Source organism: Streptomyces sp. NPDC017520 (assembly GCF_044329855.1).
Classification (GTDB): domain Bacteria; phylum Actinomycetota; class Actinomycetes; order Streptomycetales; family Streptomycetaceae; genus Streptomyces.
The window spans coordinates 233245-249752 of the sequence record NZ_JBIRKB010000004.1 but is presented as its reverse complement, the minus strand read 5'-3'; the positions used below and the strand labels follow the sequence as shown (position 1 = coordinate 249752).

The window sequence follows — 16508 nt, the reverse complement described above, 5'->3', positions numbered from 1 at the left end:
TTAAGGATTTACTCCTTGACGCTGACGCTGGGGCCGAGTTGACTTCCAGCCACCTCGGCCGCAACGTCGCGGCCTCGTCAGGGAGGTTCGAGAATGAACACGCGTATGCGTCGTGCCGCCGTTGCCGTTGCCGCCACCACGATGGCGGTCTCACTGGCCGCTTGCGGGAGCGCCAAGGAGTCCGGCGACAAGGCCGAGAAGAGCTCGGAGAAGAAGGGCGACGACCTGAAGATAGGTCTGCTCCTTCCCGAGAACCAGACGGCCCGTTACGAGAAGTTCGACCGGCCGATCATCGAGAAGAAGATCAGCGAGTTGACCGACGGCAAGGCCGAGGTCACCTACAACAACGCCAAGCAGGACGCGACCACCCAGTCGCAGCAGATCGACACGATGATCACCAACAAGGTCGACGCGCTCATCATCGGCGCGGTGGACGCCAAGGCGATCGAGAACAGCGTCAAGAAGGCCAAGGACGCGGGCATCCCGGTCGTCGCCTTCGACCGCCTCGCCGAGGGCCCCATCGACGCCTACACCTCCTTCGACAACGAAGAGGTCGGCCGCGCGCAGGGCACCGCCCTGCTGGAGGCCCTGGGCGACAAGGCCGACGGCGGCACGATCGTGATGATGAACGGCGCGATCACCGACCCGAACGCCGCCCTCTTCAAGAGCGGCGCCAAGTCGGTCCTCGACGGCAAGGTGAAGTACGGCAAGGAGTACGACACCAAGGAGTGGAAGCCGGAGAACGCCAACGCCAACATGGAAGCGGCGATCACCGCGCTCGGCAAGGACAAGATCGACGGCGTCTACTCCGCCAACGACGGCATGGCGGGCGGCATCATCACCGCCCTCAAGGCCGCCGGCATCTCGCCGCTCCCGCCGGTCACCGGCCAGGACGCCGAGCTGGCGGGCGTGCAGCGCATCGTCTCCGGCGAGCAGTTCATGAGCGTCTACAAGTCCTACCCCGCCGAGGGCATCGTCGCCGCGGAGATGGCCGTCGCCCTCGCCAAGGGCGAGAAGCTCGACTCCATCGCCACCTCCAAGGTCGACAACGCCAGCCAGAAGGGCATCCCGACGGTCCTCGTCCCGGTCGTCTCGCTGACCAAGGACAACATCAAGGACACCGTCATCAAGGACGGCATCTGGACGCTGGACGAGATCTGCTCGGCCAAGTACAAGGCCGCCTGCGACAAGATCGGTCTCAAGTAGCCTCCCGGGACCCGGCCCGCCCCCGAGCCGCCGGGTCCCGCCCGCCGCCACGCCCGCCGCGATGCCGCGAGGGCGCCGGCGGCCCCACCGCCCGCGCACGTGCCCGCCGCACCCCGGCCCGCACGCGCGTCACGAAGCCTGTCCGGCGCCCCGCACACCAACCGTCCCGCTACCGGGCGGGGCGTCGGACGGAACGCTTCACCCCCGATTTTCCTCTGTGCTCGACACCGCCGCGCCTTCCCCCGGGCGCGGCATCCCCGCCGGTCAGGCGGCGAAGGAGATGGTTCATGTGTCCGCTACGCCCGTGTTGGCGTTGCGAGGGGTCTCCAAGCGCTTCGGTGCCGTCCAGGTACTCACCGATGTAGAGCTTGAGGTCCACGCCGGCGAGGTGGTCGCCCTGGTGGGCGACAACGGCGCCGGTAAATCAACGCTGGTCAAGACGATCGCCGGAGTGCACCCCATCGATGACGGCGTCATCGAGTGGGAGGGCCGGGCCGTGCAGATCACCAAGCCGCACGACGCCCAGAACCTCGGCGTCGCGACCGTCTACCAAGACCTCGCGCTGTGCGACAACATCGATGTCGTCGGCAACCTCTACCTCGGCCGGGAGCTGCGCAGGTTCGGCATCCTGGACGAGGTGGAGATGGAGCGCCGCTCCCGCGAACTGCTGTCCACGCTCTCCATCCGCATCCCGAGCGTCCGCATCCCGATCGCCTCGCTCTCCGGCGGCCAGCGCCAGACCGTGGCCATCGCCCGGTCGATGCTCGGCGAGCCCCGGCTCGTCATCCTCGACGAGCCGACCGCCGCCCTCGGCGTCGAGCAGACCGCCCAGGTCCTCGACCTCGTCGAGCGGCTGCGCGAGCGCGGCCACGCGGTCATCCTCATCAGCCACAACATGGCCGATGTGAAGGCCGTCGCCGACAAGGTCGCCGTGCTCCGGCTGGGCCGGAACAACGGTGTCTTCGATGTGAAGACCACCTCCCAGGAAGAGATCATCTCCGCCATCACCGGCGCCACGGAAAACGCCGTGACCCGACGTGCGGCGCGCAACGCGGAGGTTTCCAAGTGACCACCGACAACTCCGCCACCTCGCTGGACAAGGCCGGCACCCCGGCCGACGCGCCGCCGGTCGGCAACCCGGACGCGGCCGAGGGCGCCGCCACGGCGACCGACCCCCGCCTGCTCGTCCGCGAGCAGGGCCTCGGCGGCTACGTCACCGAGTTCAAGCGCAAGATCAGCGGTGGCGACCTGGGCTCGATCCCGGTGATCGTCGGCCTCGCGATCATCGCCATCGTCTTCCAGAGCATGAACTCCGAGTTCCTCTCCGCGAAGAACATCAGCGACATCGCCACCACGATGGTCGCCACCGGCATGATGGCCGTGGGCATCATCTTCGTCCTGCTGCTCGGCGAGATCGACCTCTCGGTCGGCTCCGTCTCCGGTGTCTCCGGCGCCCTCGTCGCGGTGCTCAGCGTCACCCAGGGCATGAACGAATGGCTGGCGATCCTCGTCGCCATCGTCAGCGGCGCGGTGATGGGCGCGATCCACGGCTTCTTCTTCGCCCGGGTCGGGGCGCCCGCCTTCGCCGTCACCCTGGCGGGCCTGCTGTTCTGGCTCGGCTTCATGCTCCAGCTGCTCGGCGACTCCGGCACGATCAACCTGGACGGCGACGGGGTGGTCGGCAAGCTGACCACGTACTACTTCACCGACGTCGCCGCCGCCTACGGGCTCGCCGCCATCGCGGTCGTCGGCTACTTCGCCGCGGCCTTCCTGGACACCCGCCGCCGCGAGGCGGCCGGCATCCCGGCCCGCCCGCTCGCCGACATCCTCGTGCGCACCGCGGTCATCGGCGTGTTCGGCTTCGCCGCCGCGTACATGTTCAACCAGTACCGCGGCCTGCCGCTCGCGCTCGTCCTCTTCCTGATCGTCCTGGTCGGCACGGACTTCGTGCTGCGCCGTACGGCCTACGGGCGGAAGATCTTCGCGCTCGGCGGCAGCGTCGAGGCATCCCGGCGCGCCGGCATCAACGTCACCGCGATCCGGATCTCCGTCTTCTCCATCGCGGGGACCTTCGCGGCGATCGGCGGCCTGTTCTGGGCCTCCAAGATCGCGGCGGCCAACCAGGGCTCCGGCACCGGCGACCTCCTGATGAACGTCATCGCGGCGGCCGTCATCGGCGGCACCAGCCTCTTCGGCGGCCGGGGACGCACCTGGAACGCGCTGCTCGGCGTCATGGTGATCGTCTCCATCCAGTACGGCCTGTCGCTGGAGGGCATCGCCACCCCGATCCAGTACATGGTCACGGGAGCCGTGCTTCTCGCCACGGTCGTCATCGACTCCGTCACCCGTAGGACCCAGAAGACCGCGGGCCGCGCCTGACCGCACAACCGCGCAGGTGCCCGGTGCCCCAGGGGCTCCGGGCACCTGCGCGTGTCCGGCGTTCCGTGTTCGAACAGGGCCGCCCGATGCCCGCCGCCGCGAGCGGAACATTAGACTCATCGGATCGGCACGCTCGATCGGCTCAAACGCAAGGAGGCACGGGTGGATCTGCTGACCCGCATCAAGGGACCGCGCGACCTGGACCGGCTCAGCCTCGGTGAGCTGGACCAGCTCGCGGAGGAGATCCGCACCTTCCTCGTGGACGCGGTCTCCAAGACCGGCGGACACCTCGGCCCCAACCTCGGCGTCGTCGAGCTCACCATCGCCCTGCACCGGGTCTTCGAATCGCCCCGGGACAGGGTGCTCTGGGACACCGGCCACCAGAGCTACGTGCACAAGCTGCTCACCGGCCGCCAGGACTTCTCCCGGCTCAAGAGCAAGGGCGGCCTCTCCGGCTACCCCTCCCGTGCCGAGTCCGACCACGACGTCATCGAGAACAGCCACGCCTCCGGGGTCCTCGGCTGGGCCGACGGCCTCGCCAAGGCCAACGAGGTCCTGAAGAAGGACGACCACGTCGTCGCGGTCATCGGCGACGGCGCCCTCACCGGCGGTATGGCCTGGGAGGCGCTGAACAACATCGCCGCCGCCAAGGACCGCCCCCTCGTCATCGTCGTCAACGACAACGAGCGCTCCTACGCCCCGACCATCGGCGGCCTGGCCAACCACCTCGCCACCCTCCGTACGACCGACGGTTACGAACGGTTCCTGGCCCGTGGCAAGGACATCCTGGAGCGCACGCCCGTCGTCGGCCGCCCGCTGTACGAGACCCTGCACGGCGCCAAGAAGGGCCTCAAGGACTTCATCGCCCCGCAGGGCATGTTCGAGGACCTCGGCCTGAAGTACGTCGGCCCGATCGACGGCCATGACATCGAGGCCCTGGAATCCGCGCTCCAGCGCGCCAAGCGCTTCGGCGGCCCGGTCATCGTGCACTGCCTCACCGAGAAGGGCCGCGGCTACACCCCCGCCCTCCAGGACGAGGCCGACCGCTTCCACGCGGTGGGCAAGATCCACCCCGACACCGGTCTGCCGATCGCCACCTCCGGCCTCGACTGGACCTCCGTCTTCGGCGAGGAGATGGTCAGGCTCGGCCACGAGCGCGAGGACATCGTCGCGATCACCGCCGCCATGCTCCAGCCCGTCGGCCTCGGCAAGTTCGAGGCCGCCTTCCCGGACCGGATCTACGACGTCGGCATCGCCGAGCAGCACGGCGCGGCCTCCGCGGCCGGCCTCGCCACCGGCGGACTCCACCCGGTCTTCGCGGTCTACGCCACCTTCCTCAACCGCGCCTTCGACCAGGTCCTGATGGACGTCGCCCTGCACAAGTGCGGTGTGACCTTCGTCCTGGACCGGGCCGGCATCACCGGCACGGACGGCGCCTCGCACAACGGCATGTGGGACATGTCGATCCTCCAGTGCGTGCCCACGCTCCGGATCGCCGCCCCGCGCGACGCCGACCAGGTCCGCGCCCAGCTGCGCGAGGCCGTCGCCGTCGACGACGCGCCCACCGTGGTCCGCTTCTCCAAGGGCGCGGTCGGCCCCGCCGTGAAGGCGGTCGGCAGGGTCGGCGGCATGGACGTGCTGCGCGAGCCGAAGGCCGCCCGCCCGGACGTCCTGATCGTCTCGGTCGGCGCGCTCGCCCCGATGTGCCTGGAGATCGCCGACCTGCTGGACGCCCAGGGCATCTCCAGCACCGTCGTCGACCCCCGCTGGGTCAAGCCCGTCGACGAGGCGCTCGCACCGCTCGCCGAGCGCCACCGCGTCGTCGTCACGGTCGAGGACAACAGCCGCGCCGGAGGCGTCGGATCCGCCGTCGCCCAGGCCCTGCGCGACGCCGGGGTCGACGTACCGCTGCGCGACTTCGGCATCCCGCCGGTCTTCCTCGACCACGCCTCGCGCGGCGAGGTCATGGCCGAGATCGGACTGACCGCGCCGGACATCGCCCGGCAGGTCACCGGCCTGGTCGCCAAGCTCGACGGCCGCTTCGAGAGCCGCGCGGTGGAGCCCGCCCGCGACTGACGCGCTCGCCTCCGTACGGCCGATGGGCCGGGAGAGCCGCCCCTGTACGGGTGGTTGTCCCGGCCCATTCGCATGAAACGGGCCAGATGGCGCGTTCACCTGCGGCAGCGTCCCCATCATGGCGTTCACAACGAACGCGTGGAGGTATCGCAGGTGAGCGCGCAGGTCACACCACCCCGCGGAAACGGCATGTTCCGCACCAAGTCCGTCGAACAGTCGATCCTGGACACCGAGGAGCCGGAACACGCGCTCAAGAAGTCCCTCTCCGCCCTGGACCTCACGGTCTTCGGCGTCGGCGTCATCATCGGCACCGGCATCTTCGTCCTCACCGGACAGGTCGCCAAGGAGACGGCGGGCCCCGCCACCGCCATCGCGTTCGCCGTGGCGGGCGTCGTCTGCGCGCTGGCCGCGCTCTGCTACGCCGAGTTCGCCTCCACCGTCCCGGTGGCCGGCTCCGCCTACACCTTCGCCTACGCCGCGCTGGGCGAACTGGTCGCCTGGATCATCGGCTGGGACCTGGTGCTGGAGTTCGCGCTGGGCACCGCGGTGGTCGCCGTCGGCTGGTCCGGCTACGTCCGCTCCCTGATGGACAACGTCGACTGGACGATGCCCGAGGTGCTCTCGGGCACGGACGTGGCGGAAGGATTCGGCTTCGACATCCTGGCCTTCGCCCTGGTGCTGCTCCTGACCGTCATCCTGGTCGTCGGCATGAAGCTGTCCGCCCGGGTCACCTCGGTCGTGGTGGCGATCAAGGTCGCGGTGGTCCTCATGGTGATCATCGCGGGCCTGTTCTTCATCAAGGCCGAGAACTACAAGCCCTTCATCCCGCCGGCCGAGAAACAGCCCGCCGGCTCGGGCTGGGACGCCCCGCTTGTGCAGCTGCTGTTCGGCTACGAACCCACGAACTTCGGCGTGATGGGCATCTTCACCGCCGCCTCCATCGTCTTCTTCGCCTTCATCGGCTTCGACGTGGTGGCCACCGCCGCCGAGGAGACCAAGCTGCCCCAGCGCGACATGCCGCGCGGCATCCTCGGCTCGCTCATCATCTGCACCGTGCTCTACGTCGCGGTCTCGATCGTGGTCACCGGCATGCAGAACTACCGCGAACTCTCCGTCAGCGCGCCGCTCGCCGACGCCTTCAAGGCCACCGGCCACCCCTTCTACGCCGGGCTGATCAGCTTCGGCGCGGCGGTCGGTCTCACCACGGTCTGCATGATCCTGCTGCTCGGCCAGACCCGGGTCTTCTTCGCGATGAGCCGCGACGGCCTGCTCCCGCGCTTCTTCTCCAAGACGCACCCGCGCTTCCGCACGCCCTACCGCCCGACGATCCTGCTCGGCGTGCTGATCGCGGTCATCGCCGGGTTCACGAGCATCGAGGAGCTGGCCACCCTGGTGAACATCGGCACGCTCTTCGCGTTCGTCGTCGTCGCCCTCGGCGTCCTGGTCCTGCGCCGCACCCAGCCGAACCTGCCCCGCGCGTTCCGTACCCCGTGGGTGCCGGTGCTCCCGATCGCCTCGGTGGCCGCCTCGGTCTGGCTGATGCTCAACCTGCCGGTGGAGACCTGGGTCCGCTTCGGCGTCTGGATGGTCCTCGGGGTGATCATCTACTTCGTGTACGGGCGCTCCCACAGCCGCATGGCCAAGGAGGGCCGCTGACGTCCGTGCCGGGCGGGGTCCTCACTGAGCGGCCCCGCCGGGCGCCCGCAGGCCCACCTGCCCGGCCAGGAACGCGAGGCACTCGGCCTCCAGCGCCACCACGCGCGAGAGCGCGCGGACGCCGTGTCCGGCACCGCGCTCCAGCCGCAGCAGGACCGGCCCCGCGCCGGACGTGGCATGTTGCAGAGCGGCGCACATCTTGCGCGCGTGGAGCGGATCGGTCCGGGTGTCGCCGTCCGAGGCGGCCAGCAGTACCGCCGGGTAGCTGACGCCGGGCGTGACGCGGTGGTACGGGGAGTAGCCCAGCAGCGTCCGGGCCTGCGCGGGGTCGCGCACACTGCCGTACTCCGGCACCCAGCTGGGCCCCAGCCCCGACGCCTCGAAGCGGACCATGTCCAGGAGCGGGACCCGGCATACCGCGGCGGCGTACTTCTCGGGCTCCTGGGTCAGGGCCGCGCCGACCAGCAGCCCGCCGTTGGAGGAGCCCATGACGGCGACCCGGCCCTCCTCGGTCCAGCCGGCCGCCAGCAGGTGGTCGGAGGCGGCGGCGAAGTCGTCGAAGGTGTTCTGCTTGCTGGCCCCGCTGCCGGCGAGGTGCCACTCCTCGCCCTCCTCGCCGCCGCCGCGCAGCCCCGCCCAGGCGAAGACGCCGCCCGCCCTGACCCAGGCGAGGACCTGGGGCCGGTACCGCGGCGACATGACCTGGCCGAAGCCGCCGTACCCGGTGAGCAGGGCGGGGCGCGGCACGTCCGGGCGGCCGGTGGGGGAGATCACGAACATCCGTACCGTCGTCCCGTCCCGGGACGGGAAGGCGACCTGCCGGGTGACCGCCCCCTCGGCCTCCGGCGCGTGCCGGGCGCCCCGCTCCCAGCGCGTCACGCGGCACGTCCGCCCGTCGAAGCGCAGGACGCGCGTCGGCGTCTGGAAGTCGGTGTAGGTGAACCAGGCCTCGTGGCTGCCGGCCGGCCCGGGCGCGAAGCCGTCGACGGTGCCGCTGCCCGGCAGGGGTACCGAGGCCACCTGCCTGCCGTCCGTCAGATCGTGCACGGTCACCTCCGCCACCGTGTGGCGGGTCCAGGCGGCCAGGCCGAGCGGATGGTCGAGCTCGGGTCCCGAGACCACCGCGAAGTGGGTGAGGACCGCGTCGGGACGGCCCGCGACCACCTCCCGCCACGCCTCGGGGCCCCGGTGCAGCGCGTCCGGCGGGCAGGCGACGACGTGGCCGCGAGCGGCGCCGTGGTCGGTGCGCAGCCACACCGGGTCCTGCGGACCGGTGCCGGGCGCCACGTGCAGATGGGTGGCGGCCGGGATGTTCTCCTGGACCGGCACCAGCAGCGGCCGCTCCAGCGGTCCCGCGGTCAGGTCGGCCAGGTAGAGGTCGGTGCGGCGGCCGGTGCCGAGCGTGGCCCTGATCCCGAGCCAGCGGCCGTCGGCGGACCCGGAGACACTGTAGAACTGGGTCCTGTCCCGGCCCTCGCCGAAGACCAGGGCGTCGGTGCCGGGGGCGGTCCCGACCCGGTGCAGCCAGACCCGGCGGTGGTACTGCTCCTCGCCGGGGTTCAGCCGCGGGTCCAGCCGCCGGACGTAGTAGAAGGCCTCGCCGCCGGGCAACCAGGCGACCGACGACCTCCGCACCCGGTCCACCGGCCCGTCGACGACCTTCCCGGTCGCCACGTCGATCACGTGGAGCCGCGAGTCCTCGGTGCCGTCCCGGGAGATCTGAAAGGCCAGCAGATCACCCTCCAGGGACGGCTGCCAGGCGTCGAGGGCGGTGCGCCCGGACGGGTCCAGGGCCTGGGTGTCCAGCAGCACCCGCCCGGTATCCGCTCCGGTGTCCGCTTCCGTGTCCGCTCCGCGCTCCGCCACCATGAGCACGGGATGCTCCTGACCCGCGTCCTGCCGCAGCCAGAAGACCCTGCCGCCGCAGACCCTGGGCGGTGTCGCGCGGTCGACGGCGGTGAGCGCCGCCACCTCCGCCTCCCACCGTTCCCGCCCGGGCCAGGTCGCCCGATCCGCCGTGTAGAAGGCCTCCTGCTCGGCGTCCCAGCGGATCACCGCGTCCGCCTTCGCGTCCTCCAGCCAGCGGTACGGGTCGGGGACGGGCACCCCGTGCACCTCGTCCACGACGTCCTGCCGGGCCGTGCGGGGGTACTCGTGCGGTGCCGGTCGGGTGTCGGAGTTCACTCGGTGCTCCCTCGTCGTGGTGGAGCGGGACTTCGGACGGCGGCGGGCCGAGTGGCCGGCGCCTCGGCCCCTCCGGCGGGCTCACCGGGCTTTTCCTCCCTGGCCGGTCCTCCGCCGGGTCCGCCGTCCTCGGCGGTCTCGGGGGCGGGCAGGGCGCCGCGGGCGTAGAGGCCGGCCAGCAGGATGCAGAGCCCGGCCACGGCGATGATCGTGTCGATGGGGCCGAACCGCAGGCCCGCCACCGAGCCGTCGAAGTCCCGCAGCAGGGTGCCGGCGAGCCAGCCGGACAGCGCCGCCGCGACCATCGCCGCCAGCTGTGTCATCGGCTGGAACACGGCGACCACCCGCCCGCGGTACTCGGCGGACGCCGCCGAGAGCAGCAGCGGGGCCATCGCGGTGTTCAGCACGGTGAGGGGAATGGTGAAGAGGACGAGCAGGATGATGCCGCCGACGAATCCTGTCTGCCGGGAGTAGGCGATCAGCAGGGCGCCGCTCACCAGCAAACCGACCCACGTCGTCCGCCGCGTCCCGATCCACTGCACCACCCGGCCGGCGCACAGCGCGCCGACGATGCCGCCCACTCCGATGGCCATGCCGACGTAGCCGAAGAGTTTGGCCGACATGCCCAGGTTCTCGGTCGTGAAGAAGATGTTGAGCGTGTTCAGCGCCCCGACCCCGAACTGGCCGATCACGGCGAAGACCAACAGCGCGACCAGGAACTTGCTGCGCCCGAAGAAGCGGAGGCCCGCCACGAACTCCCGGAGCACGCCGGAGCGGTGACCGGCGGACTTCCCCGTGCCGCTCCCGTCGGCCGGTGCCTTCTCGGCGGGGGCCACCCGGACCGAGGCGATGGCGACGTACGACACCAGGTAGGAGAGTGCGTTGAAGAGCATGGCCCACTGCACGCCCAGCGTGAAGAACAGCGGCGCCGCGAGCGGCGGGCCGACGATCAGCGCCGTCTGACTGGTCGCCTGCGTGATGCCGGCCGCCCTGGCGCGGTCGGCGTCCCCGGTCACCAGGTCCGCGATGATGGTGAAGCGGGCCGGTGCGAAGAACCGGGCGGCCGCGTGCAGGAGCAGCACGGTGCCGTAGACGAGAGTGAGCCACACCCCGGCCGGCAGTGCGTCGGCCGGCAGGAAGGAGACGACGGCCAGCAGGGCCACCAGCCCGCCCCGCAGCACTTCGGTACCGAGCATCGTGCGGCGTTTGTCCCAGCGGTCGACGAAGACGCCCGCGATGGGACCGACGACGAGCACGGCGGTGCCGCCCGCCACCAGGACGCCGCTGACCGCCGCCGGGGCCCAGCTCTCGTCCTTCGCCAGTACGGTGGCCACCCACAGCATCAGGGTGGTGCTGAAGACCATGTCCCCGATGGACGAGACGGCCTGTCCGAACCAGAGCCGTGTGAAGTCGGGGCTGATGAGGGTCAGCCGTGGTGCCATGACGGCCTCCCCGAGGAGAGGACCAGTGTCATGAGGGCGGTCACCAGGGTCGTGTGATAGGCCTTCCGGAAGAATTCCCCGGCTGGCGCCGACGCGGACGCCATGAGCGCGGCCGACCGCCCGGGAATCGCCCCGTCGGACCGCTGGGCCCGCACCAGACACTCCACGGCCGCGGCCCCCGAAGGGGTGCGCAGCGGCTCGAGACCCAGGATGAACTGGGTGATGACGAGTTCGGCGGCCAGGTCCCACCGGTCCTGCCGGACGCAGTGGTCCAGCATCCTGCGGACCAGGTTCCGCGCGTGTGCCAGGGCGTCCCCGGCCAGACCGGTCGCGGTCCCCCCGTAGTCGCCGAGGAAGAACGCGGCGTGGGTGAGGGAGTATCCCTCGGAGTCGGTGAGCGGTGCCACGTCCCCCGCCGCCACGTCCCCCGCCGCCACGTCCTCCTGCTCCGCGCTCCCCGGCACCGGGGACGCCAGGGTGACGAGCGGGCTCTGTCCGACGAGTTCGGCGTACGGCTCCATGGTGTGGTCCGCACCCGCCTTGTCCGCGTAGAAGCGGATCTCCATGCGCTTGAGCGGCGACTTGCCGGCCGGCGCGAGGAAGCCGGGAGAGAGCCGCCCGAGCGTGGCCCGGCACACCGTGTCGTCGATCCCGTCGGGGGCGAGCGCGGCGTAGGCCAGTCCGTAGGTGGGGGCGGAAGGAGGGTGGGTGTCGAAGAGCCGCGGGAACTCCGGGCGCTGCCAGAGCTTGCGCAGCAGGGCGGTCGCTCCGTCCAGCCGCTCGTCGTGGGCTCCGCCGGCCCGCGCTGAGCAGTGGCACAGCAGCGCCAGTTCCAGTAGGGCCTTGGCCTGCCGGTGCGCCGGCGTCCCCGCGTCGGCCGCGTACGGGTCGAAGTGGTCCAGGTTCGCTCCCAACCAGTCGAGCGTGCCGGCGGAGAGCTGGTCGAGAGATGACGGCATGGCTACATGCGCTCCGTCTCGTCGAGGTAGTCGAGCAGGGTGGCGTCCACGTCGTCGCGGAACCGCGTGAGGACGCGGGTGTCCTCGTCGTAGCGGTAGAGGTCCTCACAGGAGATCCAGCGGTCGCGGGTCGCCTCCGCGGGCCGGTATCCGTCGGCCACCGTGCCGACTTCCCAGTCGGGTTTGCCCGCGGTCTCCCAGCAGCTGGCCAGGGTCCCGTCCGCGCTGATCACCGCGCCGTAGCGGCCTTCGGTGTGGCCGCAGGTGAGGCAGGGCCGTCGCGCGCCCGGACGGCTCACCCTGAAGCCGAGTTCCAGCGCCCGACGCTGCCACCGGGTGAAGTGGGCGGAGAGCTCGCCCGTGTGCAGCAGGTCGTTGGCGTATCCGATGCCCACGTCGCCGACCCGGGCGAAATACAGGGCGCACCGGGAGGGGTCCAGTTCCGCCGCGAGCCGGTCGACGAGCGCGTCGACGCCGTCGAAGGTCTCCTGGGAGACGTTGACCCGCAGGGTCCACCGGATCGGCGTGACCTCGCCCGCCGCGACGATGTTGCGGACGATCTTGTCGAAAGTGCCGCCGGTGTCGGCCCTGTTGACCCGGATGCGGTCGTGGTCGGCGCGGTCGCCGTCGAAGGTGACCTGGACGGAATCGAGCCCGAGGGCGGAGAGCTGCCGTGCTAGCCGCGGGGAGAGCAGTGTGGCATTGGAGATCATCCAGGCCGACGTCATCCCGATGCCCGCGGCGCGCTCCAGCAGCTCCAGGCAGCCGCGCGGGTTCAGCAAGGGCTCCCCTCCGAAGAGGAGGATCCGCAGTCTGTCCAGTTCGGCCGCGGCCATCTGCCGCTCGGTGAACCCGAGGATCGAGGTGATGGTCTCGGAGGTGAGCCGGGTCCGGGCGATCCTGGGCGGACGGCTGCCGTCCGTGGCGTCCTGGGCGGTGTTCTGGAAGCAGTATCCGCAGCCCAGGTTGCAGTTGGTGCTGGTGAGGACGGTCAACGCGTACGAGCGGACCGGCGGGGCGGCGAACATGCCGCGCTCGCGCAGCCGGAGCTCCGTGCCGGGCCGCAGGCCCCCTTCGGGGGTGACGTGCCGGCCGCCGAGGCGGACGACCCCGCCCCGGCCGAGGAACCACCAGTTGCGCTTGCCTTCGAGGAGGCGCGCTCCATCCGGGAGTTGGACCTGTTGCAGGCTCATCGCGTCCTCCGAGCTGTGGGTGATGCCGAGACCGGAACGGGGCGGCGGGCGTTGGCGAGCAGCAGCGTCGTCAGCGCCGTGACGAGCGTCGGCTGATAGGCCCACCGGAAGTACTGCTGAGGAGGAGCGGACGCCGGGGCCCGTCCCCGGGCGGTCTTACCGGGTAGGGAACCGTCCGGCGACCGGGCCCCCGCGAGCATCCCGAGGGCAGCTGTCCCCGAAGGCGTTCGCAGCGGGTCCGAGCCCAGACAGTGCTGGGCGAGCAGCAGCTTGGCCGCGTACTCCCACGCGTCCTCGCGCACGCAGTGGTCGGTGAGCCGCTCCACCACACACGACGCCCGCTCCCGGGCCTCCGCGTCCAGGCCGGTGTCGCGGAAGCCGTAGTCGGAGAGGTAGAACACGGTGTCCGTCACCTGGCAGACGTCCAGTTCGGCCACCGGCACACCGTCGGCGCGCGCCAGCATGCTGCACGCGTACAGCTCTTCGTACGAGGCCAGTTGGTGCGCGATGCCCGCGAGTTCGGCGTAGAACCGGGTGCCCAGGTGGAGGTAGGGCGACTTGCGGCGCGGTGTCAGATAGCCGTCGGCGGACAGCCGGTCGAGCACACCGCGTCGGGCGTCGGTGACGGTCCCGGCCGGTGCCAACGCGGCCCATACCAGACCGAACGGCCTCGCACTGTCGGGGGAATGGGTGAGCAGGAGCGGGAAGTCCGGTCGGCGCCACGCCTGTTCCACGACCGAGAGCACGGGCTTCAGGGCGTTGTCGTCCGGCGCGGCCCTCTGCCAGCAGCGGCAGAGCAGCGCGAGTTGGAGGAGGGCCTTCACTCGCGGTGTCACGGGCAGTTCGGCACGGCCGGCCAGGGAGTCCAGGCGGCCCGCGTGGAGCCCCAGCCACCGCCCCGTATCCGCTGCCAGGGTCGCGACGGTCTCCTCGGCGGCGGCTGTCCCGCCGTCCGTGTCAGGGGCTGACGTTCGCGTAGTCATGGTCCTCCTTCGGGATCACGGAGTGCTGGGCCACTCGCTCGACGACATCGGCCGCCCGGGCTGCGCCGTCCACCGCGGCCAGCCTCCGGCCGAGGGCCCGGGCGCGGCCTCGCAGGGCCTCGTCCCGCCAGGCCGAGTCGAGCAGCGTCGGCCAGTCCGACGGCGCGGATTTCGGCAGGTGAACGCCCACGCCGGCGCGCATGCAGGCACCGGTGAGCAGCGGCTGCTCGGAGCCGTTGGGCGAGGCCGCGAGGGGGCGGCCGCGCAGCAGGGCGGCGAGTACGGGGGCTGAGGTGCCGCTGGTCAGCACCAGGTCGGCCAGGTCGATCAGCGGGCCCATCCACGGCTTGCGCACCGTCAGGATGTCCGCGTCCGGGGCGGGTTCGGGGCGCGGGGAGCGGCCCTGCTCGACCACGGCCTGGAACCGGCCGCCGGTGAAGGTCTCGTTGAGGTGGGGCCACCGGCTGCCACCCTCGAACACGCGCCCGAGGTGCACGTACACCACGGGCTTCCCGGCCCGCGCCACCCGGTCCCTGACCGCCTCGACCTCGCCCGGTCCGGGTGTCGGCTCCCAGCGCAGCGGCCCCACGTGCACGACCCGGTCGGGCAGTTCGGCGCCGGGGTACTCCAGCGCCGGGTCGCCGCGCAGCAGAAGGGCGTCGCCCGGCAGCGGGTCGTCCCCCCACCGGGACCCACGTGCTGGCAGCCCGGCCTGTTCCCGCACATCGGCGTACTGCTGACGCATCTCGTGGGTCCGGTTCCACCGTGGTCTGCCGAGCGGCGGCTCGTCGTCCCCGCCGGCCCGGTAGTCCCACAGATGGACCGAGAGCCCGACCACCACCACGGGAAGGCCGAGCACTTCGGCCGCGAGCAGGGTGCCGTGGCACAGCACGGAGGTGATCAGCAGGTCGGCCCGGTCCGCGCGAGCGGCGCGCACGGTCGCCCGGTACTGCGCCATGGCGGAGCTTCCCCACCACGCGACGGAGAACGCGCGCCGTTCGCCGAAGTCCTCCGCCGCCGCGAACGGCAGGCCGGCGTCGGCCGCGACCGAGGCTGCGCCGGACCTGCCCAGCACGCTGACGTGATGGCCGCGCCGCCGGAGTTCACGACCGGCCGCGACCGTCGGGTAGAGGTAACCGCCGTCGCTGAGCGGACACAGGAGGATCCTCACGACACCCCCTGGCGGGGACGCGCCGACCGGATGCCGGACGACGCGTGCAAAAGCGGAGAGGCTGGTGCCGGGAGTTCCCACACCGCGTGCGCCGGGGCGCGGTGCGGGCGCCGGAGCTGTGCCGGTAGGACGGCGGGGGTCACTCGGTGCTCCCTCGGGGCGTGGCGGGCGGTGGCGGTCCTGAACGGGCGGGAGGACCGGCAGGGGGCGGGCGTGTGAAGCCGGCGGGCCTGACGGCGGCCGGGCCTCCGTCGCTCGGAACGATCAGTCCGAGCGTCGGAGGCCCGCGCCGTGCACAGGACTCGACGGGCGAGTTACTGCAGCATGTCGCTGTTGTTGGTGAGGCAGTTGCCCGCCTCGTCCTCGCCGTCCTCGCTGTGCGCGACGACCTCGAACTCCTCGGACTCGGTCGGCTCCTGGCTCTGGTTCTCAGGCATGTTCTTCTCCTCTGTCGACGGTGTCGGTTGCACCGGCTGAGAAGGAACGTACGGATGCGTGGTATGGAAACGCCTGATCGCCGACCCGACGGCGGTATACGGCCCATGGCACGGGGCGGGCAGCATCGGAATCCGGTGCGGCGGGCCAGGGTGTCCCGCTCGGATCGTGCCGGGCTCGGCGCACGCCGGTGCACGGCCGGAAGGCCGCGACGAGAGGTCGGGCGCGGTGGGTTCGGACGGGCCGCGCGGGACGAGGGCGGCCGCGCCCCCGGGCCGGAGGCAGCGGCCCCGGAAGGTACGGACCGGGGGTCAGGTACGGGCAGGGGGAGCCGCCCCAGGAGGTACGGGCCGAGGCCGAGGCCTGAGGAGGCCCGGCGCCCGGCGGAGTGCTACGCGTCCGGCGAAGGCCGTACCGTACGGGGTCCCACGCAGCGTGCCCCGTACGCCTCGACCCGCTGCCGCAGTCCCCGGTCGGCGGTGACGACGACGCAGTCCCGGTCCGGGGCGGCCCCGGCCGCCAGCTCGGCGATCAGGTCGTCGCCGCTGCCGGGGGCCGAGTCGACCCGCACCCCGGCCACGGAGGCGATGCCCCGGGCGGCCCCTTCCACGACGAGCACCAGCTCGACGGGGCCGGGCAGCCCCGGCAGCCCGGCCGCCGCGTACGGGACCAGCGAGTCACGCAGCCGGGTCGCCGCCCCGCGCCGGTCCCGCCACCACCCGTCGGGCACGGAACCGACCACGTTGGCGGCGTCCACGATCACCAGCACCGCATCGTCCTCGCTCATCCCGGCAGGGTGTCACGGGCGGTGCGGCACGACGGGT

At 71.7% G+C, this 16508-nt stretch carries 13 protein-coding genes; 5 read left to right on the top strand and 8 right to left on the bottom strand.

From position 1 onward, the window contains the following. Nucleotides 1-93 precede the first annotated feature (93 nt). The 5 genes from ACH4KB_RS11835 (at nt 94) to ACH4KB_RS11815 (ending at nt 7317) form a co-directional block, all read left to right on the top strand. Nucleotides 94-1206, top strand: coding sequence for a sugar ABC transporter substrate-binding protein (locus ACH4KB_RS11835; protein WP_398065821.1), 1113 nt, complete (start codon nt 94-96; stop codon nt 1204-1206). 280 nt (nt 1207-1486) lie between these two features. Then, complete coding sequence (locus tag ACH4KB_RS11830) at nt 1487-2275, top strand: ATP-binding cassette domain-containing protein (RefSeq protein ID WP_215110527.1); 789 nt, start codon at nt 1487-1489, stop codon at nt 2273-2275. Further along, nucleotides 2272-3585, top strand: a complete 1314-nt coding sequence (locus ACH4KB_RS11825) for a sugar ABC transporter permease (protein ID WP_398065820.1) — start codon at nt 2272-2274, stop codon at nt 3583-3585. The genes ACH4KB_RS11830 and ACH4KB_RS11825 overlap by 4 nt, the downstream gene beginning before the upstream one ends. Nucleotides 3586-3747: 162 nt before the next feature. Then, on the top strand, nt 3748-5661 hold the full coding sequence (gene dxs / locus ACH4KB_RS11820; protein ID WP_398065819.1) for a 1-deoxy-D-xylulose-5-phosphate synthase: 1914 nt from the start codon (nt 3748-3750) through the stop codon (nt 5659-5661). 189 nt (nt 5662-5850) lie between these two features. Next, a complete protein-coding gene (locus ACH4KB_RS11815) occupies nt 5851-7317 on the top strand; it encodes an amino acid permease (protein ID WP_398065818.1) in 1467 nt (488 codons plus the stop codon). Nucleotides 7318-7338: 21 nt separating this feature from the next. Here the strand turns inward: ACH4KB_RS11815 and ACH4KB_RS11810 are convergent, their stop codons facing one another. The 8 genes from ACH4KB_RS11810 to ACH4KB_RS11775 form a co-directional block, all read right to left on the bottom strand. After that, a complete protein-coding gene (locus ACH4KB_RS11810; RefSeq protein ID WP_398065817.1) occupies nt 7339-9501 on the bottom strand; it encodes a prolyl oligopeptidase family protein in 2163 nt (720 codons plus the stop codon). Next, nucleotides 9498-10943 carry an MFS transporter gene (locus ACH4KB_RS11805; RefSeq protein ID WP_398065816.1) on the bottom strand — a complete coding sequence of 482 codons (1446 nt, stop codon included), beginning with the start codon at nt 10941-10943 and terminating at the stop codon, nt 9498-9500. Before ACH4KB_RS11805 ends, ACH4KB_RS11810 begins: the two co-directional genes overlap by 4 nt. After that, nucleotides 10928-11902 carry a DUF6895 family protein gene (locus ACH4KB_RS11800; RefSeq protein ID WP_398065815.1) on the bottom strand — a complete coding sequence of 325 codons (975 nt, stop codon included), beginning with the start codon at nt 11900-11902 and terminating at the stop codon, nt 10928-10930. Before ACH4KB_RS11800 ends, ACH4KB_RS11805 begins: the two co-directional genes overlap by 16 nt. 2 nt (nt 11903-11904) lie before the next feature. Beyond that, nucleotides 11905-13095, bottom strand: a complete 1191-nt coding sequence (locus ACH4KB_RS11795; RefSeq protein ID WP_398065814.1) for a radical SAM protein — start codon at nt 13093-13095, stop codon at nt 11905-11907. Beyond that, entirely contained in the window at nt 13092-14078 is a 987-nt protein-coding gene (locus ACH4KB_RS11790; protein ID WP_398065813.1) for a DUF6895 family protein, read from the bottom strand. Before ACH4KB_RS11790 ends, ACH4KB_RS11795 begins: the two co-directional genes overlap by 4 nt. Next, entirely contained in the window at nt 14053-15249 is a 1197-nt protein-coding gene (locus ACH4KB_RS11785; protein ID WP_398065812.1) for a glycosyltransferase, read from the bottom strand. Before ACH4KB_RS11785 ends, ACH4KB_RS11790 begins: the two co-directional genes overlap by 26 nt. Before the next feature lie 314 nt (nt 15250-15563). Beyond that, nucleotides 15564-15686, bottom strand: a complete 123-nt coding sequence (locus ACH4KB_RS11780; protein WP_003965535.1) for a hypothetical protein — start codon at nt 15684-15686, stop codon at nt 15564-15566. 389 nt (nt 15687-16075) lie between these two features. Continuing rightward, the gene (locus ACH4KB_RS11775) at nt 16076-16471 is read right to left on the bottom strand and encodes an NTP pyrophosphohydrolase (protein ID WP_164269853.1); all 396 of its coding nucleotides are present in this window, start codon (nt 16469-16471) and stop codon (nt 16076-16078) included. Between the last annotated feature and the right edge of the window lie 37 nt (nt 16472-16508).

What these genes read in the sequence shown, in the direction of transcription:
- ACH4KB_RS11835 (WP_398065821.1), top strand. Translation starts at nt 94, where the DNA reads ATGAACACGCGTATGCGTCGTGCCGCCGTTGCCGTTGCCGCCACCACG.
- ACH4KB_RS11830 (WP_215110527.1), top strand. Translation starts at nt 1,487, where the DNA reads ATGGTTCATGTGTCCGCTACGCCCGTGTTGGCGTTGCGAGGGGTCTCC.
- ACH4KB_RS11815 (WP_398065818.1), top strand. Translation starts at nt 5,851, where the DNA reads ATGTTCCGCACCAAGTCCGTCGAACAGTCGATCCTGGACACCGAGGAG.
- ACH4KB_RS11805 (WP_398065816.1), bottom strand. Translation starts at nt 10,943, where the DNA reads ATGGCACCACGGCTGACCCTCATCAGCCCCGACTTCACACGGCTCTGG.
- ACH4KB_RS11800 (WP_398065815.1), bottom strand. Translation starts at nt 11,902, where the DNA reads ATGCCGTCATCTCTCGACCAGCTCTCCGCCGGCACGCTCGACTGGTTG.
- ACH4KB_RS11795 (WP_398065814.1), bottom strand. Translation starts at nt 13,095, where the DNA reads ATGAGCCTGCAACAGGTCCAACTCCCGGATGGAGCGCGCCTCCTCGAA.
- ACH4KB_RS11790 (WP_398065813.1), bottom strand. Translation starts at nt 14,078, where the DNA reads ATGACTACGCGAACGTCAGCCCCTGACACGGACGGCGGGACAGCCGCC.
- ACH4KB_RS11780 (WP_003965535.1), bottom strand. Translation starts at nt 15,686, where the DNA reads ATGCCTGAGAACCAGAGCCAGGAGCCGACCGAGTCCGAGGAGTTCGAG.
- ACH4KB_RS11775 (WP_164269853.1), bottom strand. Translation starts at nt 16,471, where the DNA reads ATGAGCGAGGACGATGCGGTGCTGGTGATCGTGGACGCCGCCAACGTG.